Raw genomic sequence first — 24,015 nt, 5'->3', positions numbered from 1 at the left:
TAAACTTCAAAGACCATTTTAAAATCATGTTCCACGTGAAACATCTTATTCTTTTTCTTTTAAACTCAAACTTAAAAAATCGTTCCACGTGGAACGATTTAATCTTTTATTCAAATTCTTTACTTTAACGTTCCACGTGGAACGTTATAAAATTCTTTTACTTTCTTCTAATATGTTTCACGTGGAACGTTATAAAATTTAAAATCTAAAACGTTTCACGTGGAACATAGATTATTTTTTTTTAAGATGTTTAACTACTGTTCCACGTGAAACATCTTCATCTTCTCCTCTTCCTTAGCCCTCATTAATTGAGCATCTTCATCTGTCTTATCTTTGTATCCACAGTAATGTAGTATACCATGAGACAGCACTCTTTTAAGTTCTTCGGCAAATGAAACTTTGAAGTCTTTTGCATTGTCTGCAACACGTTCTACAGAAACAAAAATATCTCCATTTAACTCGTTACCAACTGTATAATCAAAACTGATAATATCAGTAAGAGTGTCATGATCTAGATATTCAACGTTGATTTTATGAAGATATTCATCGTCACAAAATATATAATTGATCTCTCCTTCATTCTTGTTCTCAGAAACAATTACAGCACTTAACCAGTCACTAAAAGCCTTCTCGTCTCCTAAAGCAAAATCTGTTTCGTAATTAAAATTTATCATTTTGTATTAAAGTATTCTTGAACTTTTTGATTAAAATTCGAGCGCAAAGGTAGTGATTGTCTGTTTAATATCTCAACGCTGTTTAAATATTCCAATAATGAGCTTGGTAAAGCATTTGAACGATTTGTAAATTCTGCCTTATTTGTTTCAGATTGTCTTTGTGTATCCTGACCTTGTTGCTGAACTGCATTGTTCAATTTCCATAATTCTTGCTGGATATTAAGAATACGTTGCAGGTTCTCATTCTTAAATCCTTGATTCAAAATCTGCTTTTCAGATTGTTTCATTTGATCAATAATAGATCTGCCTTGAGCATCTAAACCTTTCTTTGCTAATTCTTTTTGAAGCGCTTCACGAAGCTTAACTTGCTCTTTGTATATTTCCATTATAGCTTCTGCATCGCCTTCTCCATCTTCTCCTTCATTATCGTTCTTCTCTCCTTTTCCGTTCTTACCATCTTTACCAGAAGAACCTTTATCACCACTTTTGTTTCCTTGTCCTTCCTTCCCTTGACCATCTTTACCTTGTCCATTTTGTCCTTGTCCAGATTTTCCATCTTTACCATCACCAGGTTTATCTCCGGGTTGCTGTCCAGGTTTCATTCCTTCTTTCATTTTATCAGCAAGACCTTTTTGTTTCTGGATAATGTCTGGTAACTGCATTCCTTGCCCGTCTCCTGGTTTAGGTTTTCCTGCTCCCGGTTTAGGCATAGACATTTGCATATTATTCAATAAATCACTTAAAAAATCGGCTAGCTTATTGGCAGATGAAACTGCATATTGCTGGTGTGAAACTCCTCTTGGAATTTGAACATCGGTTAAGGTTTCTATAGCCTTGTCCATGTTGTATTGCACATTTCCAATTTCCTTGGTAACGTCTTCAGCTACCTTTGGGTTACGTAATGAAAGTGCAAACAAACTATCATCAACGTGTCTGAATTGCTGTTTCAAATTCTGCTGAATCTTGATGTTTTTTGTGAATGTAGAAGAACCTAATTTCATTGCTTTAAACTGTTTCATCACATCTTCTTGTGATAAAGAATAAGCCAAAAGATTATCAAGAATCTGACGAAGCATCGCTACATCTTCTTCTAATTGTTCCTGTTCTCCACCTTCCATTTCACTCTGCATTTCCTGAGCCATGGACTTCATTTTCTTTGCAGCACTTTTCTGTTTTGGTTTAGCTCCAGAAGTATTCTTTTTACTTAATTCCTCAGAAGCTTTATTCAAATCATTGTCTACATCTTTCTCTTTAGAAGCATCAGATGGGATATCTAAAGGTTTCTTTAAAGTCTTATTCTCCTCTTTCAAATCTTTTAAATCTTCCTGAATCTTATCAAAAGATTTATTGATTTCATCCTGCTTCTCTTTAGTATTTTCTTTCTCTTTATTAGATAACTGTTCCTGTTGTTCTGACAGTTTATTTAGTTTCTCTGCAACCTGTTCTGCTTTCTTTGAAACGTAAAAACGCTTGGTTAATTCCACCAATTGCTCTAAATTACGAGATTGGTTTTTACTGATTTGTTTGAACTTTTCCATCTTATCAAACAGTTCTTCACTGTTTAATTTATCGTTTAAGTTCTTTAATTCGTCTAATAATTTCTGATTCTTTTCTAAATCTTTCTGTGCATTATCTAAACGCTTTTGTAAATCTTCGGCAGTTTTATCCTTCTTATCCTCTTTGAATTTATTTAAATTCTGATTCATTTTCTCAGAAAATTGTTTCATCATTTCGTCTTGTTGTTTCTGACGTTTGATAAAATCGTTAATCTTCTGCTGATCTTTAAACTCTAAATTATCTTTTTCCTTTCCTGTATTCTGAAGCTTATCCATTTCTGAAATCTGCTTCGTTTGATTCTTCAAAGATTTAGATAAACTATTGATGTTTTGATTTTGCTGTTGTAATTCCTGATCCTGAATTTCATCTGTTGTTGCTACACGATCTGAAAACGTAGAAGACTTTGTAGACTTAAATCCGTGTGGTGCATCGTTATCAAAAACTTCAAAATAGTATTCGTATGAAACTCCTTCTTCTACTGGAAGGTTACTCGGAAAATTAAAAACAAACTGATCAAATACTCCAGACTTCACAGGAATATTTCCACGCTTTGCAGATTGAGGTTTGTTACGTTCGTAATACACAATTTGCAATTTCGAAAGTCCATAATCGTCACCCAATCTTCCTAAAATATAGTTCTTATCTAGCTTCAAACTGTCTGGTGCAGGGCCTACATTGATGGTTGGAAACTGATCTTTGATTACAGATAGCTGATAATCTAGTTTTTCGTAGTTTTTAACCTTATCATTAGACGTAAGTATTTGATATTCGGTATTTTGACTTATATTTTTAGCCAATTTAAACTCATTTTCTGCCTTATTGAACTTAAATACTTCATTATCTCTTTTCCATACTACTTCTTGGGTAGATTTGGTATTCATTTTCCAAGTTACAGTGGTTCCTTCAGGTACAATTGCATTTCCAGTTCCCTGAATTGTCTCTGATTTTTTCTTTAGATAAGAAGGAAAATTTAAAACCATTTCGAAGTTTGCAATAGATGGAACTGTGATCACTTTCAATTCATATTCTTCTGAAACAACCGAATTTCCTTCGAAAGAAAACTGAACATCTTCAGAAGGTTTTTCAATTTTAAATTCAAACTTTCCAGGTTGAGAAGATTCCATAAAATAACTTTCATCACCAATATGAATCATCACATTTTCTGGAACTATGTTTCCAACAGATTCCATTTTGATCACAAAATCTTTGTTTTGTTCTGCTTGTAAATTAGAATTCAAAACCACAAATTTGAATGGAGCTGGTGGTAAAAATGCAGAATTGAAATGCACTACTCTATTCAAACTTTGAGAAATTATATTGCTATTTCCAGAAATATAAAACACAGCAAAAAGCAAAATTGGCACTAAAGCCAATGGTAAATATTTTTTATTCGCTTTAAAATTGATGGCATTTCCAAAAGGAATTGGTTGCAAAGAATTGGCTTTTTGTTCTATCGAAGCCAAAACCAATTCCGAACTTTCAGCATTATTTTCAGATGACAATTGTAAAAAGTTAGTCAGCTTATCGCTTACTTCTGTGAAATGATTTCCAATGATTTTTGAAGCTTGAGTATAATCAATTCCTTTTTGAAGTTTAAATAATTTAAACAATGGAAACAGGATTAAACGTACCAAAAGGAAAACTTCAACTGCAACAAATATCCAAAATAGAAACGTTCTTCCTATAGGTTTTAGCCAAAGAAAATACTCTACAAAAAGCGTAAATAGAAAATACAATAACCCAAAACCAGTAAAAAGTAATATCCCTTTTATCAATTCATTGGTATAATATTTCTTAATGAAAGCTTCTAACTTTTGATATATAGCAGATGATGTTTTCAAAATAAATCTGTTTTAATTATAACCTATAAAAGTAGTAATTATAATAATACCTTTTTTAGATTCTAAGTTACTAAGACGCTAAGGTTCTAAGATTTTAAAATCTAAAATCAACATTCTGAAATCTAAAATCATAAAACGTATCTTTGCAACAAAATTTTAAACAAATGTCAAAGCAAGTTCGTGTGCGTTTTGCACCAAGTCCGACTGGACCGTTACATATTGGCGGAGTTCGTACTGCCTTATTTAATTATTTATTTGCAAAAAAACATAACGGTGTTTTTTATCTGAGAATTGAAGATACAGATCAAACTCGTTTTGTTCCTGGTGCAGAGGCTTACATTATGGAAGCTCTTGAATGGTTAGGAATTGCTCCTGAGGAAACGGTTGGAAAAAATGAAAAATTTGGTCCATACAGACAAAGCGAACGTAAAGATTTATACCAACAATATGCAGATCAGTTAATCAATTCTGGTTGGGCATATTATGCTTTTGATACTCCGGAAGCTTTGGATGCACATAGAAAACAACACGAAGCTGAAGGAAAAACATTTATTTACAATCATCACAATCGTGAAAAGCTAGATACATCTTTAGTAATTTCTGCTGATGAAGTTGCAAAAAGAATTGCAAATGGAGAACATTATGTAATTCGTTTTAAAACTCCGGTTGATGAAACTTTACATTTGAAAGATATTATTCGTGGTGATGTTAAGTTTGAAACGAATCTTTTGGATGATAAAGTTTTGTTCAAAAGTGACGGAATGCCAACTTACCATTTAGCGAATATTGTCGATGATCATTTGATGGAAACTTCACATGTAATTCGTGGTGAAGAATGGTTACCATCGATGCCACTTCACGTTTTATTATACAAAGCATTTGGTTGGGAAGCTCCAGAATTTGCTCATTTACCTTTGATTTTGAAACCAGTTGGGAATGGCAAATTATCAAAAAGAGACGGAGACAAAATGGGATTCCCTGTATTTCCATTAGAATGGAAAACTGAAGAAGGTGTTTCATCCGGTTATAGAGAAAAAGGATTTTTCCCAGAAGCAGTTGTAAACTTCCTTGCTCTCTTAGGATGGAATGACGGAACTGATAAAGAATTATTTTCTTTAGAGGAGTTAGCTCAATCTTTTGACTTGAATAGAGTTCACAAAGCTGGAGCTAAATTTGATCCAGAAAAAAACAAATGGTTTAACCACCAATATTTAGTAAAACAAAATGATGCAGATTTAGCGAAAACCTTCTCTCCTATTTTAGAAGAAAAAGGCTTCTCGACTCCGCTCGAAGTGACAACTCGCATTGTTTCACTTGTAAAAGAAAGAGCAAACTTTGTATCAGAATTTTGGGATTTAACTGATTTCTTTTTCCAAGCTCCAACATCATACGATGAAAAAGCAAGCAAAAACTGGAAAGAAGAAACTCCAACTTTAATGCAGGAATTGATTTCTGTTTTAGAAAATATTGAAGATTTTACTTCTGCAAATATTGAAGCAGTTGTCAAAGATTGGTTAACCAAAAACGAAATCGGAATGGGGAAAGTAATGCAACCTTTCCGTCTAAGTTTGGTTGGTGCTCTTAAAGGTCCTCACCTTTTTGACATTGTTGAAATCATTGGAAAAGAAGAAACTATTTCTAGAATTCAGAAAGCGATAGTTACTCTATAAAAAATTTTACCATTAAGATATTAAGAAAATTAAGCTCAACTTAATGGTAAAAAAAAGGAAAGTTTTTTAAGTTCATAAAGCTTAATTGTCTTGACAAAGTTTTGACTTAATTATCTTAATACCTTAATGGTTTAAAAAAAGCAAACGCTAAGTAACATTTCAAAAATGTTCTTAGCGTTTTTTTAATGCTTAAAAAATTTAATTTAGAAGAATTTTCGTAATTTACCAAAATTCATAAATTAAACTAAATAACCATGAGTACAGCATTTATTATCTTTTTAGTATTGGCATTCTTCATTTTCATGTCGTCTTTCTTTACTGTAAAACAGCAATCGTCTGTTATTATCGAGCGATTTGGAAAATTTCAGAGTGTTAGAAATTCAGGATTACAACTTAAAATTCCGTTGGTTGATAGATTGGCCGGGCGTGTAAATCTTAAAATTCAGCAATTGGATGTTATCATTGAAACTAAAACTAGAGACAACGTTTTTATTAAAATGAAAGTTTCTGTTCAGTTCAAAGTAATTCAAGAAAAAGTATACGAAGCATTTTATAAACTAGAATATCCACACGATCAGATTACTTCTTATGTATTTGATGTGGTTCGTGCTGAAGTTCCAAAACTAAAATTGGATGATGTTTTTGAAAGAAAAGATGATATTGCAGTTGCAGTAAAACGCGAATTGAACGAAGCAATGTCTGCATACGGATATGATATCATCAATACTTTGGTTACTGATATTGATCCGGACATTCAAGTAAAAAATGCAATGAACAGAATCAACGCTGCCGATAGAGAAAAAACGGCTGCAGAATTTGAAGCAGAAAGTTCAAGAATTAGAATCGTTGCAAAAGCAAAAGCTGAAGCAGAAAGTAAACGTTTACAAGGTCAAGGTATTGCAGATCAACGTCGTGAAATTGCAAGAGGTCTTGTAGAAAGTGTTGAAGTTTTAAACCAAGTTGGAATTAATTCTCAAGAAGCTTCTGCCCTAATTGTAGTTACTCAGCATTATGACACATTACAGTCTATTGGTTCTGATACAAACTCTAATTTAATTCTTCTTCCAAATTCTCCACAAGCCGGAAGTGATATGTTAAACAATATGGTTGCTTCCTTTACAGCTTCTAACCAAGTTGGCGAAATGATGAAAAAAGGAAATAAGAAAATTGAAAAACCAAAACAAACGCCAAGACAATCTGGTTACGAAGATGACGTTCAACCAGATGTTCAACAATAATTGAAAAACAAAAAGAGGCTTAATCGCCTCTTTTTCTATTTATAAACCAACTGATGATAAATGGTAAAACGGATTGCAAAATTTCTGGAAATGATTTTTTGACATAACCTGTGTAAGATGAAATAAAACCATTTACAATATTTTGCGGAGTAATGCTTTCTTTGGTTTTCTGAAAACTTAAAACCAATTTCTGATAATTGATTTCTTTTTCCAATTTCAAAATTTCCAGATCTCTTTCAATCTCAGCATACGAAGAGTATTTTTTTCTTTCCATAATTAATCATTAAAAAAGATTTCTGAAAATTTCTCCAAGATTGGCCCTTCTACTACTTTATCTTTTACAAAGAAAAGTAAAATAGTCAGCACCAAATAGATCCCTCCTACTGTCAAAAATCCGAGAGCATTACTTTCAAACAAAGAACCAAAAGCATACGCTGCGGCAAAAGATCCAAAAATCATAACCATACTGAAACACAATAAAATCAAAGTAAACTTAAAGATTAAAGTTGTTGATTTCATTGCAACCTTAAACCCCCAAAGTTTATAATAAGCTAAATGACTTTCAATATATTCTTTAGCCTGATCTTGAACTTTTTCAGTGTTTTCTTTTAATTCTTCAAAAGCCATAAATTCTATTTTTTTTTAATAAAAAAGCACAAAACTGTCTTATAAAAATAAGCTAGTAATGTGCTTTATAAAAATATTATTTCTGAAGTTTAGCGTTATGTGCTTTTAGTTCAGCAAGTTTACTTTCTAAAAAAGTGATCACTTCTTCTGTTTTGTAACTCATATTCGAAAGTAAATCTTCATACGTTCCGTCTAAGTTTTTCTTTGCGTGAGCAAACTTTTCACGTAAAACTTCTGAACTTGCATCAAAAGAATCTTTCAAATTATGTCTTGCATCATCTAAACCTTCTTTAATTTTTGCTCGAGTTTTAGATCCTTTATCAGGTGCAAATAAAATTCCGATCGCCGCTCCTGCAGCTGCTGCAGCTAAAATTGCTGCTGCTGTATTTAAATTCTTAGACATGGTAGTTACAATTTAAAATTATTAATAAAGATACTCTTTTTTAAAATGATAAAACTTTGATTATTTGTAATTTACAAAAAATTAACAATCTTATTAATACACATAAGCCACAGCTTCGTACTTACCATCTGCTTTTTCGACGATGCTAACAAAAGGATAACCATTTGAAGCCGATTTAGATTTGATTCTCATAGCAGTCTGTTTCTGATTTGCAATTGGCGGTTCACCTTTTGTCCTTGTTGAGACTCCTGTAAAACTAGCTGCCTGTTTAAGCCCTATTGTTTTTTCTTGTGGAAGAACAGTTACCATTTTGTAATCGTCTTTAGAATCAACTACTATTTTATCAGAAATTTTCTGAGTTTGTTTTGTTTGCTTATTTGTAATTGATGAAACAGCATGTTTGCTAATTTTGATTTCTTCAGAACTTCCATTTAAAGAATAATAAACAAAACCATTTTCATTTTTAATAAAATTTACATCAAGCTGTTCTCCATTGTGTTTTGTAATTTGATGTGTTTGTGAAATTGCTACGTTTGCAAATAATAGTGCTACTGCGAAATATAAAATTTTCATGATAAATTAGATTTAAATTAAAAATTGTCAGAATTGAAATTTAAAAACTAAACTTTCACTCAAATTCAACATTATGGAATTTTGTTATTACAATATAATTTGAAAAATATCTTTTACGGGAAATATTATCAAAATTGCATCATAATAAAAATGAGAACATAAAATTGTCTTTTTGGGAAATCAGTTTTGAAAATCCATTGTCATAAAAATTACGAGTTTCTAAAAACAATACATTTTCAACTTAGATTCTTTACGGCAAATTTTAATTTTTTACAAAAATCATCTCTGACTTTTGGTATTGAGTTAAAAATAGCAACTTTATAAACAATTGTGTGTTAACAAGCCGTTAAACTGACTAAAATAACAGTAAAAATTAAAATAAAGGCTTTAGATAAACAATAATTCAAAAAATGAGATATCTATCAAATCACTTTAAAAAACGTCTTAAAATCAATTTATAAAGGTTAAAATCAATTTATAAAAACTATTATTTTTATATTTAACATCACTTTTATAAATAATAATTAAAAACTAAAAATTTTAAAAAAAAATAATAAAAATTTATAATTATCAAAGACTTAAAAAATAACAAAAAACTATAGTTTTAACTTCTATAGTCAGTTTTACAAATAATAATTATAATCTAAATTTTTAGTTATAATAATAATCAAAACTTATAATTACAAAAATTGAATTTAAAAACTTAAAAAATAGGAAAAAACTTTAATTTCAGTTTTTTGAGAAAAAAACTAGAACTGAAAAACAAAAAAATTAAAATAAAGAATTTTAAGGGATGAAAAACAAAAAAAGGTCTTCTCTATTCAACTATTTTTTATGCTAGCTTAAAGACAATTTATGAAAGTCATTTTTAATCTAAAAAATAAATTAAAATTATAAAAATAATAGATTTTATAAATAATAAATACATATAATTAAATACATAAATAATATCAATTAAAACTATATTATTAAGTTTGATGCGAAAAATTAGGAGCTAAAAAGACAAGAATCAAAATAAAGCTTCTAGCAATACGAAAATTAAAAAAATGAATTCCTTATCCGACATTTTTTTATTTTCTTTTAAAATCAATTTATAAAAGTCATTTTTAATTTATAAAAATTATAAAATTACTATTTTCAATAGCTATTCTCTATAATAAAAAAAAGCGCTTATAAAAGCGCTTTTCATAAATTTACTTGATATTATTTCTTCACCATTTCAGAAAGAATTTCAATTTCTCTTTCAGAAGCATTTTTTGGTGGATTTGAATATAATTTTAAAATTTCGTCAGAAAATTGATTTCTCAAATCTTCATTTTCAATATCTCTTAAATTTAAAAGTGCTTTTGATCTTACATAAGTCGATTCACTTTTTAAAGACATTGAATATAATTTCTTAATATCTTCTTCTTCAAAATCTGTTGATTTCCAGTTTGAATATTTCAAAATAAACTGAGAAAACAACAGCGAAGCCTTATTATTGTTGATATTTTTCTTCAAAGAATTTTGTAAAAGAGAAAAACTAGAGATGTTTTTGATATTATCGCCTATCGCACTTTCAATTGCAATTCTTTCAGCTTTAGTTTCAACTTTAAAATATTTGTTGATTTCTTTTAAAGAGTTATTTATGCTGTTTTCTTCCTTTTTACCCTTTTCTTCCCAAGCATCTTTCAATCCAACAGTCTTGTTAAATACTAATTTTGAAGGAGTTGAATCTTTATCAACAGTAAAATATCCTAAACGTTGAAACTGGAATTTATCTTCATTTTGAGCTGTTGATAAACTTGGTTCAACATATCCAGTTACAATTTCTAACGAATTTGGATTCACAAAATCTAAGAAATTTTTCTCTTTATAACTGTCTGGAGCTTCATCTGTAAACAAACGATCGTACAAACGAACTTCTGCTTCCAATGCATGTTTGATTGAAACCCAATGTAATGTTCCAGATACTTTTCTTTGGCTTGCTTCTGTTCCGCTTCCGCTTAAAGAATCAGTATCATAAGTAACATGAATTTCTGTTATATTTCCGTTTTCATCTTTTATAACAGATTCACCTTTAATGATATATGCATTTTTAAGACGAACTTCTTTTCCTAAAGTCAAACGAAAAAATTTAGCAGGAGCTTCTTCTAAAAAGTCTTCTCTTTCAATGTATAGATTACGAGAAAAAGGCACTTTTCTGAAACCTGCATTTTCATCTTCCTGGTTATTTTCAGCTTCCAACCACTCCTCTTTTCCTTCTGGATAATTGGTAATTACCAATTTTACAGGATCTAAAACAGCCATTACACGAGGTGCAATTTTATTCAAATCTTCACGAATACAGAATTCTAAAACCGATACATTTATTAAATTATCACGTTTTGCAATACCAATTGTATTAGCAAAATTACGTAAAGAAGCAGCTGTATAACCACGTCTTCTTAATCCAGAAATAGTTGACATTCTTGGATCATCCCAGCCGTTAACATGCTTTTCTTTAACTAGTTGCTGTAATTTTCTTTTACTAACAACAGTGTGTGATAAGTTACGTCTTGCAAACTCTCTTTGTTTTGGACGCAGTTTATTTTCATCAAAAATTTGATCTAAAAACCAATCGTATAATTCACGGTGAGGCAAAAATTCAAGTGTACAAAATGAGTGAGAAATTTGCTCTAAATAATCACTTTGTCCGTGTGCCCAATCGTACATTGGATAGATTTTCCAAGCATCTCCAGTTCTGTGGTGATGTTTGTGTAAAATTCTGTACATAATTGGATCACGCATTAACATGTTGGTTGATTTCATGTCAATTTTTGCACGAAGAATATGTGTACCAGCCTCAAATTCACCATTTTTCATTCTCTCGAATAAATCTAGGTTTTCTTCAACAGAACGATTTCTGTATGGGCTGTCAGTTCCTGGAGTTGTTGGAGTTCCTTTTTGGATCGCCATTTCTTCTGAAGATTGACTGTCAACATACGCTTTATCTTTTTTAATTAATAAAACTGCCCAATCGTATAATTGTTGGAAATAATCAGATGCATAACATTCTTCAGCCCATTTGTAACCTAGCCATTCTACATCTTTTTTAATAGCATCAACAAATTCCTGTTCTTCTTTTTCAGGGTTTGTATCATCAAAACGTAAATTCACAGGAGATTGATAATCAATTCCTAAACCAAAATTTAACGCAATAGAACTCGCGTGCCCAATGTGTAAATAACCATTAGGTTCTGGTGGAAAACGAAAGCGAAGTTTAGTATTTGAAAGACCTGATTTTACGTCTTCCTCTATGATTTGTTCAATAAAATTGAGTGATTTCTCTTCTGATGCCATTATTTTATAGTAATTTTAGCAAAGATAAAAAAAAGGTTTCAGGTTTCAGGTTTAAAGTTATTTAACTAGCGCAAAACCTGTAACTTTAAACGTGAAACAACATAAAAATGGGAGTTATAAAACTGAAAAATATCCGTACTTTTTCTTATCACGGATGTTTAATTGAAGAAGGAAAAATTGGATCTGATTACACAGTAGATTTAAAAATTAAAACCAATTTACAGAAATCAGCAGAAACAGATCATCTTTTAGACACTGTTGACTATGTACATTTGAACAAAATTGTGACGGAAGAAATGGCAATTCGTTCGCATTTATTAGAACATGTAGCCAAAAGAATCAATATTCGTGTGCTGGCAGAGATAGAAACTGTAGAAAAAACAACAGTTTGGGTTTCTAAAATTAATCCGCCTATTGGTGGTGATGTTGAGTCAGTTACTATAAAAATGACGGAAATTAGAAAGTAATGTTTAAAATTAAAATCCTAAAATTTTAAAATAGTTACTATGAAACTTTTGAAATTTAAAGATTTTAGTTACTTTTGCCAACCGTTCAAGTAATGGCGTCGTGGCCGAGCGGCTAGGCTGGGCTCTGCAAAAGCTCCTACTCCGGTTCGAATCCGGACGATGCCTCAAAACCTTCAAAGCAATTTGAAGGTTTTTTTTATGTCTAATTTTTAGAAAAAATTAATTAAATATATTGGTTCGAATCCGAACGATTTCTCAAAAAGAGATACAGAAATGTGCCTCTTTTTTTTATGCGTAATTTTACCACAATCTTGTCATTTCGACGTAAGGAGAAATCTTCACAAGTAACTCCGCAACAATTTGTCCAATCTTTGTAGAGCTTCTCGTGAAGATTTCTCCTTACGTCGAAATGACAAACTTTGTCAACCTTGTCAAAGTTTGAAACCTTGACAAAGTTCAAAACTAACAGTTATAAACACAAAAAAACCTCTGAAATTCAGAGGTTTAATTTATAGTTTTGAGTTATTAACAACTACTTCTTTTCTATTCTTTCGAAAGCATTTTTAACCATTTCTTTTTCTTTTGGAAACCATCCTTGAATTACTAAGGCAAATCCGAAAATCATTAAAACAACGCTAATTCCTTTTTTAATTTTAAGAATATTATTCGGAGTCATTTTTGATTTTAACTGTTTGGCTAATAAAATCTTAGCACAATCAATTAATAAGTAAGTGATGATTACAGCAGTAAAAAATGTCATCATTCTTGAAGTCTGCATATCTAATTTTGGCCCAACAGAAATAATTACAGCAAGCCAAAAACCAAGAACACCAATGTTGATAACGTTCAATAAAAAACCTTTTACAAACAAACTGCCATAATTTCTTTTCAGAATATCACGGTCGATCTCTTCATCGTTTATTTTTTCTTCTTTCTTTAGCTTTACAAACGAAATAATACCGTAAGTAAGCATAATTATTCCTCCAAAAATAAAAAGTGCTGGATCGTCTTTTAAACTAGAAATCAATCTATAACTTCCGAGATAAGCTATAGCAATAAAGAAAATATCGCCCAATACTACCCCTAAATCAAAAACAAGTGCAGCTCTAAATCCTTTTGTAATACTGGTTTCTAATAAAACAAAAAATACAGGACCTACCATAAAACTAAGAACAAGTCCCCAAGGAAGTCCCGCTAGAATATCGTTAATCATCAATTACTACTTGTTATTTTACTTCTTCGATTTTACCGCCAAAAACTGTTTTTTGGTTTATTTGCTTTGGTTTTCCATAAATGTAAATAGAGCCTCCTGCGCTCACTTTTGCATCTACAAGGGTTGAAGCATTCACATCGGCTTTTCCGCCCGCAGAAACGCTTACAGTAGTTTGAGACGTGCTAAGTTTACTTGCTAGTAAATATCCTCCTGCCCCTAAACTTGCATCTTGGTTGGCAGCTTTACCTGTTAATGTAATTTTACCTCCAGAAACTGAGCTTACTTTTAGCTTATCAACATCCAAATCAACGTTAATAATACCGCCTTCCTGAGCACTAACTTTAAAAGAAGTTGCTTTTATAGCTTCACTGCTTTTTACTTCTGCTCCTTCATTAACATCAATCAATTCGATGTGTTTGTAATACAAAGTTACTTCAAGATCATTTCCTGACAGCAATTTTGGAAAAGGCATTCTTAGCTTTAAAATACCGTTTTTGTTCACAGCTTCTAATTCTGCTTCTCTAGTACCTTTTATAACAATTTTATTTTCAGATCCTTGAACTAGTTTTACACTTAATTTATCAAATACTTTCACGGTATCAAAATCACCTAACTCTTTGGTAACTTGACCAAAAGACATTTGTACAAATAAAATTGCTGCTCCTATAATTAGCTTTTTCATACTTTTATTTTTAAATTAATATTTATTCTGCTCGTCTTAAAAAATGAAAATCCAATTGTTTTTTCACTAAGTCGGCATTTTTAACTTTCACATAAATTTCGTCTCCTAACTGCAGTAAACGATTTGAAGTTGCTCCAACCAATGCATATTGCCTTTCGTCAAAAGTATAGTAATCCTCTTTTATCTCTCTGATTCTTACCATTCCTTCACATTTGTTAGAAACGATTTCAACATAAATTCCCCATTCGGTCACACCAGAAATAACACCAAGGAATTCTTCTTCCTGATGATCTTGCATGTATTTAACCTGCATGTATTTGATACTGTCACGCTCAGCATTTGTTGCTAAGTTTTCCATGTTTGAACAATGCAGACATTTGGTTTCGTAAGCTTCTTCATCCACAGAAGCACCTCCATCCAAATAATATTGCAGCAAACGGTGTACCATTACGTCTGGATAACGACGAATTGGCGATGTAAAATGGCTATAATAATCAAAAGCTAAACCGTAATGTCCAATATTATCGGTCGAATATTTGGCTTTACTCATACTTCTAATGGCAAGAGTATCAATAAGATTTTGTTCTTTCTTACCGTTTACTTCTTCCATCAAAGCGTTTATTGATTTTGCTATATCGCCTTTTGTTCTAAAATCAATTTTATAACCAAACTTAGCAATTACAGTTTGCATTGCAATCAGTTTATCTTCATTTGGTTCATCGTGAATACGGTAAACAAAGGTTTTCTTCTGTTTTCCAATGTATTCTGCTACTTTTCTATTAGCCAAAAGCATAAATTCTTCAATCAAATGATTGGCATCTTTTGATATTTTAAAATATACTCCTTCTGGTTCTCCTTCTTCGTTAAGATTAAATTTCACTTCGACTTTATCAAAAGAAATAGCGCCTTGTTGCATTCTTTTCTTTCTCAAAATTTTAGCCAATTCATCTAGTTTTAAAGTTGCTTCAACAATTTCATCTGAAACCACATAGGATTCTCCAGTAATAGAAACATCAATTGGAATTGTATTATTTCCTTTTGTTTCAATAATATGCTGAGCCTCTTCATAAGCAAAACGCTGATCGGAATAAATTACAGTTCTTCCAAACCATTGGCTGATAACCTGCGCCGTTGGAGAAACTTCAAATATTGCTGAGAACGTATATTTCTCCTCATTCGGACGAAGCGAACAAGCAAAGTTAGACAATACTTCTGGAAGCATTGGCACTACCCTATCTACCAAATAAACCGAAGTGGCTCTTTGATACGCTTCATCATCAAGGATGGTTCCCTCTTCCAAATAATACGAAACATCGGCGATATGAATTCCAATTTCGAAGTTTCCATTTTCTAACTTTTTGAAAGACAAGGCATCATCAAAATCCTTGGCATCTTTTGGATCTATCGTAAACGTAAGCGTATCACGCATATCGCGACGTTTTGCAATCTCAGATTCCTGAATAGAAGTATCCAATTTTTGTGCAAAAACCTCTACTTCTACCGGAAAATCTGCTGGCAAACCATATTCAGCCAAAATAGCATGAATTTCAGTATTATGCTCTCCAGGTTTTCCTAAAACTCGAATTACAGATCCAAACGGACTATCAGCTCTTTTTGGCCAATCTTCAATCTTCACTAAAACTACATCTCCATTTTCGGCTTCACCAATTTTATCCTTTGGAATAAAAATATCGGTATACATTTTAGGATTTGCAGTAGAAACAAAAGCAAAATTAGGCTGCATATCTATTACACCTACAAACTCTGTTTTATCTCTTTCAAGAACTTCAATTACCTCACCTTCAGGTCTTTTTCCTTTTCTTCTGTTATAAACGTAAACTTTTACTTTGTCTTTATCTAAAGCACGATTCAAATTATTGGTCGGAATAAAAACATCTTCTTCAAACTCGTCACAAATAAAATATGCCGTTTTTCTGCTCGTCATATCTATCGTTCCTTCGTAGTAATCCTGGCTGATTGCTTTTACTAAGTATTTTCCAGGTTCTGTTTCTATGATTTTCTTCTGAGCTGCCAGAATCTTTAGATCTTTGATAATCTGATTTCTGCTTTTGGTATCATCAAGTTCTAGCTTTGCTCCTATCTGTTTGTAATTGAATGGCTTATTAGCGTTTTGCGATAAAATCTTCAGGATTTTCCCAGAGAAATCTTTCTCTTTTTTTATCGGCTTTCTAATTTTCTTACTCATATATCTTTTCTAATAAGGTTTAAAATTACGAATAAGAAATCAGATTACAGATTTTAACAAATAGAATTATTAAAATTATAACTTTTCGTACATTTACAAAAAGACCTAATATGGAAAGCTTTAAAACGATCGCCGTATTCAATTATCTGCACGAAACCGTAGTTCTCAAACACTTACTGGAACAAGAAGGAATCCCTTATTTTTTTGAAAATGAAATGACGCTCTCAGTCGTTCCCTTGTACTCGGCTGCTCTGGGCGGAATCAAACTCAAAGTCCATCCAAACGATTTCGAAGAAGTCCAGCAAATTCTAGACAATCTCAACAATCCGCTTAAAATCGTCTGAAACAAAAATTCAAAAATCAATTCAAAATCAGAATAAAATTCAAACTCAAATCAAAATTTTTCAATTTCAACTTTTTTAGTTTTCAACATATATTAAATACAACAAAAAAGAATTTTTAAAATTTAAAAAAAATTGGTTGTTATTATAGCTTGTTAATATGTCGAATAATTTTTTTTTTGAAGCCATTGAAATCTCGTTTTACTTATTTATTCTGAGTTATCAACATAGTTATTTTTGGTTAAATGATTAATTTATAAGACTTTTTGTATTTTAATTAACAACGGTTGACAACCAAAATTGAATTGATTTTGTAGATAAGTTGATATGTTGATTTCTGTTGAAAATGGTATTTTTGATATTGATAACTTTTCCAAAAATTCACGAAACTTTTCTTGCATATTTAAATCCAGTTTTGGATTAGGTATTTTTCCGAAATAACCAAAAAAAACTTCTAATTTTCTTTTCGAACTTATTAACATTTTCTGTTAACTTAAAGTTAATTGAATATCAAGCAATTACAAACTCCTATTAACACCTCAAAATTTTAATAAATATTCTGTTTATTCTTCATTGATTGTGAGATAGTTATAGAGTTATCAAAATTGTTAATAACCTATAAGGTTTTGACAGTAAGATAGTTGTGATTCTTATTTTTTCTACCATTAATTTGACGAATGAACGCGAATTTATATTGGAATGTTTATATAGTATTTGAAAAGAAAAAAATTTGTGAAAATTGGTGTAATTCGTGGCAACCATTTATTAATTGAGTAAATTTGCATAACACAACTTAATAGTATAGAAAAATGAAAATTTCGATTGGAAACGACCACGCAGGACCAGAATATAAAAAAGCAATTGTTGAAATGCTGAAAGCTAGAGGATATGAAGTAACTAACTACGGTACAGATACTGATGCTTCTGTAGATTATCCAGATTTTGGACATCCAGTTGCAAATGATGTATCTGAAGGAAAAGCTGATTTTGGGATCGTAATCTGCGGAAGCGGAAACGGAATCGCAATGACTGTTAATAAACATCCGAAAGTGAGAGCTGGTTTATGCTGGACTAAAGAAATCGCGTATTTAACACGTTTACACAATGATGCCAATATTGTGAGTATTCCAGCAAGGTTTACATCTATTCATCAAGCTGTTGAAATCGTTGAAACATTCCTTGATACCGCTTTTGAAGGCGGAAGACACCAAAATAGAGTGAATAAAATTGCTTGCTCATAAAAAGTCAAAAAAAATTCGGTGCTTCGCACCTATTCATAAACACACCGGGCCGATTTTTAATTTGCTCGGTTTTTTATTTTAAGTATTTATTATTCAGTATTTTAAAATGTAATTTTTGAGTTATCAACAATGTTAATATCTACTTTTTATAATTTATATAAGCAAGTATAAGAGCCACTTGAATTAGTAAAATCACGCCAAACTTCACAATAAAAGAAGTTTTACTCGTTTTATGTCTAAATAATAACATCGCTGTTAATAACCCTGGCGATCCACCAGTTAAAGCCATGAGAAATAAGTTTTTTTCGGGAACACGTCGGTTATTTTTTCGGGCTTGAGATTTGTCATATCCCGCGAAAATAAAAACGAGAATGTTTATAAATAAAAAATATAGTAATAAAACTTCCATTGGCTTAAAATTAAAAACAAAGATATTATTTTAGCCGAATGATTTACTATTTTGCAGAAACGCTTTAACAAGTAAATTATATCATTTTTAAGTAAGAAAATCATTTCATTAAAAGTATGACTAATATTCAATTCATTGCCAAGTCTGTTCAGGCACCCGCAGTCAGTATTCAAAACACAGTTAAATTATTAGAAGAGGACTGTACGATTCCGTTTATTTCGCGATATAGAAAAGACGCAACCGGAAATCTAGATGAAACTGTAATTGAGCAGATTGCAAAACTTCAAAAAGATTATGATACACTTATTAAACGTAAAGAAGCCGTTTTAAAATCTATTGAAGAGCAAAAAGCGCTTACGCCAGATTTGAAGAAAAAAATTGAAGACAGTTTTGATTTACAAGAAATAGAGGATTTTTACCTTCCATACAAAAAGAAGAAAAAAACAAAAGCCGATGTAGCGCGCGAATTCGGTCTTGAACCTTTGGCTAAATTGATTATATCTGAAAGTGATGCTGATATTGATTTTATTTCGACTCAGTATATTAATGAAAATGTTATTAATGAAGAAGCCGCTATTCAAGGCGCAAGAGATATTGTAGCCGAATGGATTAACGAAAATATTTATGTTCGTAAACAATTAAGAAGATTGTTTCAGCGAAAAGCGACTATTGCTACAAAAGTGGTTAAAAAGAAAGCCGAAGAAGAAGGAGCACAGAAATTCAGCCAGTATTTTGATTGGGAAGAACCGTTGACAAAAGCGCCAGCGCACCGTTTATTGGCCATGTTGCGTGCAGAAAATGAAGGTTTTATCAAAATGAAAATTGATGTTGATATAGACGATGCATATGATGTAATTGACGAAATCATCATTAAAAAACAAAATAATACAACAGCTCATTTGCAATTAGCGATTGAGGACAGTTATAAACGTTTACTGAATCCAGCAATTGGAAATGAAACGTTGCAAGAAGCAAAAGCCAAGGCAGATGCGAATTCAATTCAGGTTTTCGCCAACAATTTAAGTCAGTTGTTATTGGCTCCGCCGTTGGGAGAAAAGCGTATTTTAGCAATCGATCCAGGATTTAGAAGCGGTTGTAAAGTAGTTTGTCTAGACGAAAAAGGCGATTTATTATACAACGAAACTATTTATCCGCATGCGCCTCAAAACGAGGAATCAATGGCGATAAAAAAAATACGTTCGATGGTAAATGCTTATCAAATTGATGCCATTTCTATCGGGAACGGAACGGCTTCTCGTGAAACTGAATTTTTCATCAAAAAAATCGCGTTTGACAAACCAGTTCAAGTTTTTGTGGTTTCTGAGGCGGGAGCTTCGGTATATTCTGCTTCAAAAATTGCGAGAGAAGAATTTCCAAATTATGATGTAACAGTTCGTGGTTCGGTTTCTATTGGGCGACGCCTTTCAGATCCGTTGGCCGAATTGGTAAAAATTGATCCGAAAGCAATTGGAGTAGGGCAGTATCAGCATGATGTTGATCAGACTAAATTGAAAGAAGAATTAGATAGCACGGTAATTCGTTGCGTAAACTCGGTAGGAATTAATATCAACACAGCAAGTAAACATTTGCTAAGTTATGTGAGTGGAATCGGGGAGAAGCTGGCAGAAAACATTGTACAATACCGCTCTGAAAACGGACCTTTTGAAGACAGAAAACAGCTGAAAAAAGTGCCTCGTCTTGGAGATAAAGCATATCAGCAAGGAGCAGCGTTTATTAGAATTACAAATGCTAAAAATCCGCTGGATAATTCGGCCGTGCACCCAGAGGCTTATCCTGTTGTTGAAAAAATGGCTAAGGATTTGAATATTTCTTTGAATGAATTAATTGCAAATAAAGAGAAAACAGCGCTTATTAAGCCCGAAAAGTATGTTACGCCTGAAATTGGTTTACTTACATTAAAAGACATCATAAAAGAGCTTGAAAAGCCAGGATTGGACCCAAGAAAGTCGGCTAAGGTGTTTGAATTTGATGCAAACGTAAAATCAATCAAAGATTTGAAAACCGGAATGATATTACCGGGAATTGTGAATAACATAACCAATTTCGGTTGTTTTGTTGACATTGGAATCAAAGAAAGCGGTTTAGTTCACATTTCTCAGTTAAAAGCTGGGTTTGTAAGCGATGTAAACGAAGTTGTGAAATTACATCAGCATGTTGATGTGAAAGTGACTGAGGTTGACGAAGATAGAAAGAGAATTCAGTTGACGATGATACTTTAAATTTCAAAAATAAAGTTCCAAATTCCAATTGGAACAAACAAAAAAATCCCAGACTACATTGTAATCTGGGATTTTAATTTTTTCGAATTTCTTATTTTGTTTCTTCCTCTTGTTTTTTAGAAGCAGCAGGTTGATCGTCTTTAGCAGCGTTTTTAAATTCCTTAATTCCACTTCCTAAACCTTTCATTAATTCTGGAATTTTTTTACCTCCAAAAAGTAATATCACAATACCTACGATAACAAGGATTTCTGTAAGACCTAATCTTCCCATGACTAATATATTTAATGCCGAAGCAAATTATTTTTCTTAATTATTCCGCAAAGGTATATAGAAATATACGAAATAGAAGTATTTTTAGTTTAAAATATTCGTATTAGACCGCGTTAAATATTTTATAAAATCGTAAATTATAGCTCTTCAAGTAATTTTTCGAATAAATATCATGTTGATTAATTATTATATTTGCTAGCATAAAGAAGGATAATGACTCAAAAAAAGAAAAAGAATTTTAGAAAAAAACTGTTCATTAAAAACCGGTTAGTAATTTTAAATGAAGACACTTTTGAAGAAATATTTTCTTTTAGGCTTACTTTAATGAATGTCTTTGTAACGTTTACTTTAGGAGGAATATTTCTAATTTTGGTTACTACTTTTATCATTGCTTTTACGCCCCTTCGCGAATTTATCCCTGGATATTCTTCTACAGAATTGAAACGAAATGCTACTAAACTGGCCATTAAATCAGATTCTTTAGAAACGGCTTTGAGACAAAATGAAGCTTATATAAAAGGGATTCAGAAAGTCTTAAAAGGCGAATTAGAATATTCAAAATTTAATAAAGATTCAATATTATCAGAATCTGTTGAAGATGCTTCAGATTTAAATATGAAAGCATCTGATGCTGAAATAAAACTGAGAGAAGATGTAGCCGAAACAGAAAAAGAACTGAAGGCTAAATCTCAAGACAAAAAGAAAAGTGATAAAAAATAATACCACTGAAAATGTCAATTAAGTCAATTGCGGCAAAAATATTTGCCAGAAAAATATATAAACAAACACTAAAATGGGCTCAAAAACCTGTTGAAACGCAACAAAAGATTTTTAAAAATCTGATTGAAAATGCACAAAACACCGAATTTGGTAAAGATCATCATTTTAATCAGATAAAAACTTTTGAAGATTTTCAGAAACGAGTTCCTGTAAGGGATTACGAAGATTTAAAACCTTATGTTGATAAGGTTGTAAAAGGAGAATCAGATATTTTATGGAAAGGGAAACCATTATATTTTGCCAAAACTTCGGGAACGACTTCGGGGGCGAAATTTATTCCGCTTACCAAAGAATCAATGCCTTATCATATAGAAGCGGCCAGAAATGCCATTCTACATTATATTAACGAAACTGGAAAAGCCGATTTTGTTGACGGGAAAATGATTTTTTTACAAGGAAGTCCCATCTTGACTGAGAAATACGGAATCAAATTTGGGAGACTTTCTGGAATTGTAGCGCATTTTGTTCCTAAATACCTCCAGAAAAATAGAATGCCTTCTTGGGAAACCAATTGTATAGAAGACTGGGAAACCAAAGTAGATGCTATTGTAGACGAAACAATAAAAGAAGATATGTCGGTTATCTCGGGAATTCCGTCTTGGGTACAGATGTATTTTGAACGTTTACAGCAAAAAAGTGGCGGTAAAAAGATTAGTGAGATATTTAAAAACTTTAATCTGTTTATCTACGGCGGTGTAAATTACGAACCTTACCGCGCTAAATTTGAGCAGATGATAGGTAAAAAAGTAGACAGCATCGAATTGTTTCCTGCTTCTGAAGGATTTTTTGCATACCAAGATTCGCAGAAAGAAAAAGGAATGTTACTACTTTTGAATTCTGGAATTTTCTACGAGTTCATAAAAGCAGATGAATATTTTAACGAAAATCCGAAAGTCTACACCATTGGTGAAGTTGAGGTAGGAGTGAACTATGTTTTGATTATTTCTACCAATGCGGGACTTTGGCGTTATAATATTGGTGACACCATTCAATTTACATCTTTGGCTCCGTATCGTGTTATAGTTTCTGGACGTATCAAACATTATATTTCGGCTTTCGGAGAACACGTTATTGCCAATGAAGTCGAAAATGCGATGAAAGAAGCTGTAAATGCGACAAATATTGTAATAAACGAGTTTACAGTAGCGCCGCAAATTACGCCTGCCAGCGGTTTACCCTACCATGAATGGCTGATTGAGTTTGAAAAAGAACCTGAAAATATGGAAGCTTTTGCTGAAACGATCGATAATTCAATGCGTAAGCAGAATATTTATTACGACGATTTAATTACTGGAAATGTTTTAAGAAAAGTAGTCATTACAAAGGTTTCTAAAAACGGATTTCAAGATTACATGAAATCGCAAGGAAAATTGGGCGGACAGAATAAAATTCCGAGATTATCAAATAATAGGGATATTGCGGATAATCTTACAAAATGAAATAATATTTCCAAGATTAAGCAGTTATTTATTCAGATGAATTAGGATGGATAAGTAAATGAAAATTAAATGAGTCAAGGAAAGTTTCAAAATAAATATCGTATTTCTTCAATTAGAGCTCAATGGTGGGATTATGGTTGGAATGGAGCCTATTTTATAACAATTTGTACACAAAACAGAGAACATTATTTTGGAGAAATTCAAAATAATAAAATGATTTTATCGCATGTCGGAATTATTGCCGATTTATTATGGCATCAAATTCCAAAGCACCACAAAAATGTTGAATTGGGTGATTTTGTGGTTATGCCAAATCATATTCACGGAATTTTGATTATCGATAAACAATTGGATAATGTAAATGTCGATAATATGGATAATGTAGAGACAGGGCATGCCCTGTCTCTACCATCAATACAAATGTTACAAACGTCGTCGCCTGTCGAATTTCAAAAACCAGGTTTAAAACGTTTTCAAAACATTGGAAAAAACACCATTTCGTCAATTGTTGGATCATATAAATCTGCTGTAACAAAACACGCCAATAGATTGGGATACACGCATCAATGGCAAAAATTATTTTATGACAATATCATTAGAGACAATAATCAATATCAAAGAATTTCTGATTACATTGTTTCAAATCCAGAAAATTGGGCAAAGGATAAATTTAAAACAGATGGTAAATCCTAATTTGAAATAAAAGTTATAATTAAATCACATTTTTAGTTTTCGATTGAAATAATATTAATATTTCCTACTTTCGTTTATCGAAATATTTACATCTTCTTTAAAATGAAGATGATTTTTAAAATACAAAAG

Annotated in this window: 21 protein-coding genes and 1 tRNA gene; 10 read left to right on the top strand and 12 right to left on the bottom strand. The window is 31.6% G+C overall.

All coding sequences use genetic code 11. The features are described from left to right. Positions 1 to 254: 254 nt before the first annotated feature. Positions 255 to 674, bottom strand: coding sequence for an rRNA maturation RNase YbeY (gene ybeY, locus BLP44_RS03115; RefSeq protein ID WP_091129207.1), 420 nt, complete (start codon positions 672 to 674; stop codon positions 255 to 257). Further along, complete coding sequence (locus BLP44_RS03110) at positions 671 to 4,072, bottom strand: collagen-like domain-containing protein (RefSeq protein ID WP_091129204.1); 3,402 nt, start codon at positions 4,070 to 4,072, stop codon at positions 671 to 673. The genes ybeY and BLP44_RS03110 overlap by 4 nt, the downstream gene beginning before the upstream one ends. A gap of 164 nt (positions 4,073 to 4,236) precedes the next feature. On the opposite strand from BLP44_RS03110, the gene gltX reads away from it, so the two are divergent. Further along, the gene (gene gltX / locus BLP44_RS03105; RefSeq protein ID WP_091129200.1) at positions 4,237 to 5,742 is read left to right on the top strand and encodes a glutamate--tRNA ligase; all 1,506 of its coding nucleotides are present in this window, start codon (positions 4,237 to 4,239) and stop codon (positions 5,740 to 5,742) included. Between the two features lie 254 nt (positions 5,743 to 5,996). Further along, positions 5,997 to 6,980: an SPFH domain-containing protein gene (locus tag BLP44_RS03100; RefSeq protein WP_008465767.1), complete on the top strand. Its 984-nt coding sequence runs from the start codon at positions 5,997 to 5,999 to the stop codon at positions 6,978 to 6,980. Positions 6,981 to 6,999: 19 nt separating this feature from the next. On the opposite strand, the gene BLP44_RS03095 is transcribed toward BLP44_RS03100, so the two are convergent. The 5 genes from BLP44_RS03095 to BLP44_RS03075 all read right to left on the bottom strand — a co-directional run bounded on the left by BLP44_RS03095 (position 7,000) and on the right by BLP44_RS03075 (position 11,904). Continuing rightward, the gene (locus BLP44_RS03095) at positions 7,000 to 7,254 is read right to left on the bottom strand and encodes a DUF6327 family protein (protein ID WP_008465770.1); all 255 of its coding nucleotides are present in this window, start codon (positions 7,252 to 7,254) and stop codon (positions 7,000 to 7,002) included. A gap of 2 nt (positions 7,255 to 7,256) precedes the next feature. After that, complete coding sequence (locus BLP44_RS03090; RefSeq protein WP_091129197.1) at positions 7,257 to 7,607, bottom strand: competence protein; 351 nt, start codon at positions 7,605 to 7,607, stop codon at positions 7,257 to 7,259. Positions 7,608 to 7,683: 76 nt separating this feature from the next. Beyond that, positions 7,684 to 8,010 (bottom strand): YtxH domain-containing protein, encoded by a 327-nt coding sequence (locus tag BLP44_RS03085; protein WP_008465774.1) that lies wholly within the window; start codon positions 8,008 to 8,010, stop codon positions 7,684 to 7,686. 93 nt (positions 8,011 to 8,103) lie between these two features. Continuing rightward, positions 8,104 to 8,583 (bottom strand): hypothetical protein, encoded by a 480-nt coding sequence (locus tag BLP44_RS03080; protein ID WP_091129193.1) that lies wholly within the window; start codon positions 8,581 to 8,583, stop codon positions 8,104 to 8,106. A gap of 1,203 nt (positions 8,584 to 9,786) precedes the next feature. Next, positions 9,787 to 11,904 carry a glutamine--tRNA ligase/YqeY domain fusion protein gene (locus tag BLP44_RS03075; protein ID WP_091129191.1) on the bottom strand — a complete coding sequence of 706 codons (2,118 nt, stop codon included), beginning with the start codon at positions 11,902 to 11,904 and terminating at the stop codon, positions 9,787 to 9,789. Between the two features lie 107 nt (positions 11,905 to 12,011). On the opposite strand from BLP44_RS03075, the gene folB reads away from it, so the two are divergent. Together folB and BLP44_RS22900 are read left to right on the top strand one after the other, a co-directional pair. Further along, positions 12,012 to 12,371, top strand: coding sequence for a dihydroneopterin aldolase (gene folB / locus BLP44_RS03070; RefSeq protein WP_057115457.1), 360 nt, complete (start codon positions 12,012 to 12,014; stop codon positions 12,369 to 12,371). A 94-nt stretch (positions 12,372 to 12,465) separates the two neighbouring features. Next, positions 12,466 to 12,536: transfer RNA gene (locus tag BLP44_RS22900), tRNA-Cys, on the top strand. 367 nt (positions 12,537 to 12,903) lie between these two features. On the opposite strand, the gene BLP44_RS03065 is transcribed toward BLP44_RS22900, so the two are convergent. The 3 genes from BLP44_RS03065 to rnr are packed head-to-tail and all read right to left on the bottom strand — an operon-like array spanning position 12,904 to position 16,472. Beyond that, the gene (locus BLP44_RS03065; protein ID WP_008465780.1) at positions 12,904 to 13,584 is read right to left on the bottom strand and encodes a LysE family translocator; all 681 of its coding nucleotides are present in this window, start codon (positions 13,582 to 13,584) and stop codon (positions 12,904 to 12,906) included. A gap of 13 nt (positions 13,585 to 13,597) precedes the next feature. Then, the gene (locus tag BLP44_RS03060) at positions 13,598 to 14,266 is read right to left on the bottom strand and encodes a head GIN domain-containing protein (RefSeq protein ID WP_066033187.1); all 669 of its coding nucleotides are present in this window, start codon (positions 14,264 to 14,266) and stop codon (positions 13,598 to 13,600) included. A 22-nt stretch (positions 14,267 to 14,288) separates the two neighbouring features. Beyond that, positions 14,289 to 16,472, bottom strand: a complete 2,184-nt coding sequence (rnr, locus tag BLP44_RS03055; protein ID WP_091129188.1) for a ribonuclease R — start codon at positions 16,470 to 16,472, stop codon at positions 14,289 to 14,291. 110 nt (positions 16,473 to 16,582) lie between these two features. Between rnr and BLP44_RS03050 the strand changes: the two genes are divergently transcribed. Together BLP44_RS03050 and rpiB are read left to right on the top strand one after the other, a co-directional pair. Continuing rightward, on the top strand, positions 16,583 to 16,816 hold the full coding sequence (locus tag BLP44_RS03050; protein ID WP_008465783.1) for a putative signal transducing protein: 234 nt from the start codon (positions 16,583 to 16,585) through the stop codon (positions 16,814 to 16,816). 806 nt (positions 16,817 to 17,622) lie between these two features. Next, entirely contained in the window at positions 17,623 to 18,054 is a 432-nt protein-coding gene (gene rpiB / locus BLP44_RS03040) for a ribose 5-phosphate isomerase B (protein WP_091129181.1), read from the top strand. Positions 18,055 to 18,193: 139 nt separating this feature from the next. Here the strand turns inward: rpiB and BLP44_RS03035 are convergent, their stop codons facing one another. Beyond that, positions 18,194 to 18,463, bottom strand: a complete 270-nt coding sequence (locus tag BLP44_RS03035) for a DUF1294 domain-containing protein (protein ID WP_091129177.1) — start codon at positions 18,461 to 18,463, stop codon at positions 18,194 to 18,196. Positions 18,464 to 18,579: 116 nt separating this feature from the next. Here BLP44_RS03035 and BLP44_RS03030 point away from each other — a divergent pair, with 116 nt between their 5' ends. Further along, positions 18,580 to 20,703, top strand: a complete 2,124-nt coding sequence (locus BLP44_RS03030; RefSeq protein WP_008465787.1) for a Tex family protein — start codon at positions 18,580 to 18,582, stop codon at positions 20,701 to 20,703. Between the two features lie 91 nt (positions 20,704 to 20,794). On the opposite strand, the gene BLP44_RS03025 is transcribed toward BLP44_RS03030, so the two are convergent. After that, positions 20,795 to 20,974: a Sec-independent protein translocase subunit TatA/TatB gene (locus BLP44_RS03025; RefSeq protein ID WP_008465789.1), complete on the bottom strand. Its 180-nt coding sequence runs from the start codon at positions 20,972 to 20,974 to the stop codon at positions 20,795 to 20,797. Between the two features lie 213 nt (positions 20,975 to 21,187). Here BLP44_RS03025 and BLP44_RS03020 point away from each other — a divergent pair, with 213 nt between their 5' ends. The 3 genes from BLP44_RS03020 (at position 21,188) to BLP44_RS03010 (ending at position 23,886) form a co-directional block, all read left to right on the top strand. Continuing rightward, the gene (locus BLP44_RS03020) at positions 21,188 to 21,694 is read left to right on the top strand and encodes a hypothetical protein (protein WP_008465791.1); all 507 of its coding nucleotides are present in this window, start codon (positions 21,188 to 21,190) and stop codon (positions 21,692 to 21,694) included. Between the two features lie 11 nt (positions 21,695 to 21,705). After that, positions 21,706 to 23,193, top strand: coding sequence for a GH3 auxin-responsive promoter family protein (locus tag BLP44_RS03015; RefSeq protein ID WP_091129175.1), 1,488 nt, complete (start codon positions 21,706 to 21,708; stop codon positions 23,191 to 23,193). 69 nt (positions 23,194 to 23,262) lie between these two features. Next, on the top strand, positions 23,263 to 23,886 hold the full coding sequence (locus tag BLP44_RS03010) for a transposase (RefSeq protein WP_091129172.1): 624 nt from the start codon (positions 23,263 to 23,265) through the stop codon (positions 23,884 to 23,886). The last annotated feature ends 129 nt before the right edge of the window (positions 23,887 to 24,015 follow it).

The organism is Flavobacterium anhuiense (genome assembly GCF_900101855.1).
Classification (GTDB): domain Bacteria; phylum Bacteroidota; class Bacteroidia; order Flavobacteriales; family Flavobacteriaceae; genus Flavobacterium; species Flavobacterium anhuiense.
Note: the sequence above shows the minus strand (reverse complement) of the source record. Positions and strands in the feature narration are given on the sequence as shown.

Excerpts from the sequence above, each read along its gene's own strand:
- BLP44_RS03080 (WP_091129193.1), bottom strand. The coding sequence starts at position 8,583 with ATGAAAATTTTATATTTCGCAGTAGCACTATTATTTGCAAACGTAGCA.
- BLP44_RS03095 (WP_008465770.1), bottom strand. The coding sequence starts at position 7,254 with ATGGAAAGAAAAAAATACTCTTCGTATGCTGAGATTGAAAGAGATCTG.
- rnr (WP_091129188.1), bottom strand. The coding sequence starts at position 16,472 with ATGAGTAAGAAAATTAGAAAGCCGATAAAAAAAGAGAAAGATTTCTCT.
- BLP44_RS03020 (WP_008465791.1), top strand. The coding sequence starts at position 21,188 with ATGACTCAAAAAAAGAAAAAGAATTTTAGAAAAAAACTGTTCATTAAA.
- BLP44_RS03065 (WP_008465780.1), bottom strand. The coding sequence starts at position 13,584 with ATGATTAACGATATTCTAGCGGGACTTCCTTGGGGACTTGTTCTTAGT.
- folB (WP_057115457.1), top strand. The coding sequence starts at position 12,012 with ATGGGAGTTATAAAACTGAAAAATATCCGTACTTTTTCTTATCACGGA.
- BLP44_RS03025 (WP_008465789.1), bottom strand. The coding sequence starts at position 20,974 with ATGGGAAGATTAGGTCTTACAGAAATCCTTGTTATCGTAGGTATTGTG.
- BLP44_RS03010 (WP_091129172.1), top strand. The coding sequence starts at position 23,263 with ATGAGTCAAGGAAAGTTTCAAAATAAATATCGTATTTCTTCAATTAGA.
- BLP44_RS03100 (WP_008465767.1), top strand. The coding sequence starts at position 5,997 with ATGAGTACAGCATTTATTATCTTTTTAGTATTGGCATTCTTCATTTTC.
- BLP44_RS03050 (WP_008465783.1), top strand. The coding sequence starts at position 16,583 with ATGGAAAGCTTTAAAACGATCGCCGTATTCAATTATCTGCACGAAACC.
- gltX (WP_091129200.1), top strand. The coding sequence starts at position 4,237 with ATGTCAAAGCAAGTTCGTGTGCGTTTTGCACCAAGTCCGACTGGACCG.
- ybeY (WP_091129207.1), bottom strand. The coding sequence starts at position 674 with ATGATAAATTTTAATTACGAAACAGATTTTGCTTTAGGAGACGAGAAG.
- BLP44_RS03060 (WP_066033187.1), bottom strand. The coding sequence starts at position 14,266 with ATGAAAAAGCTAATTATAGGAGCAGCAATTTTATTTGTACAAATGTCT.
- BLP44_RS03035 (WP_091129177.1), bottom strand. The coding sequence starts at position 18,463 with ATGGAAGTTTTATTACTATATTTTTTATTTATAAACATTCTCGTTTTT.
- BLP44_RS03075 (WP_091129191.1), bottom strand. The coding sequence starts at position 11,904 with ATGGCATCAGAAGAGAAATCACTCAATTTTATTGAACAAATCATAGAG.
- BLP44_RS03030 (WP_008465787.1), top strand. The coding sequence starts at position 18,580 with ATGACTAATATTCAATTCATTGCCAAGTCTGTTCAGGCACCCGCAGTC.
- BLP44_RS03085 (WP_008465774.1), bottom strand. The coding sequence starts at position 8,010 with ATGTCTAAGAATTTAAATACAGCAGCAGCAATTTTAGCTGCAGCAGCT.
- rpiB (WP_091129181.1), top strand. The coding sequence starts at position 17,623 with ATGAAAATTTCGATTGGAAACGACCACGCAGGACCAGAATATAAAAAA.
- BLP44_RS03015 (WP_091129175.1), top strand. The coding sequence starts at position 21,706 with ATGTCAATTAAGTCAATTGCGGCAAAAATATTTGCCAGAAAAATATAT.
- BLP44_RS03090 (WP_091129197.1), bottom strand. The coding sequence starts at position 7,607 with ATGGCTTTTGAAGAATTAAAAGAAAACACTGAAAAAGTTCAAGATCAG.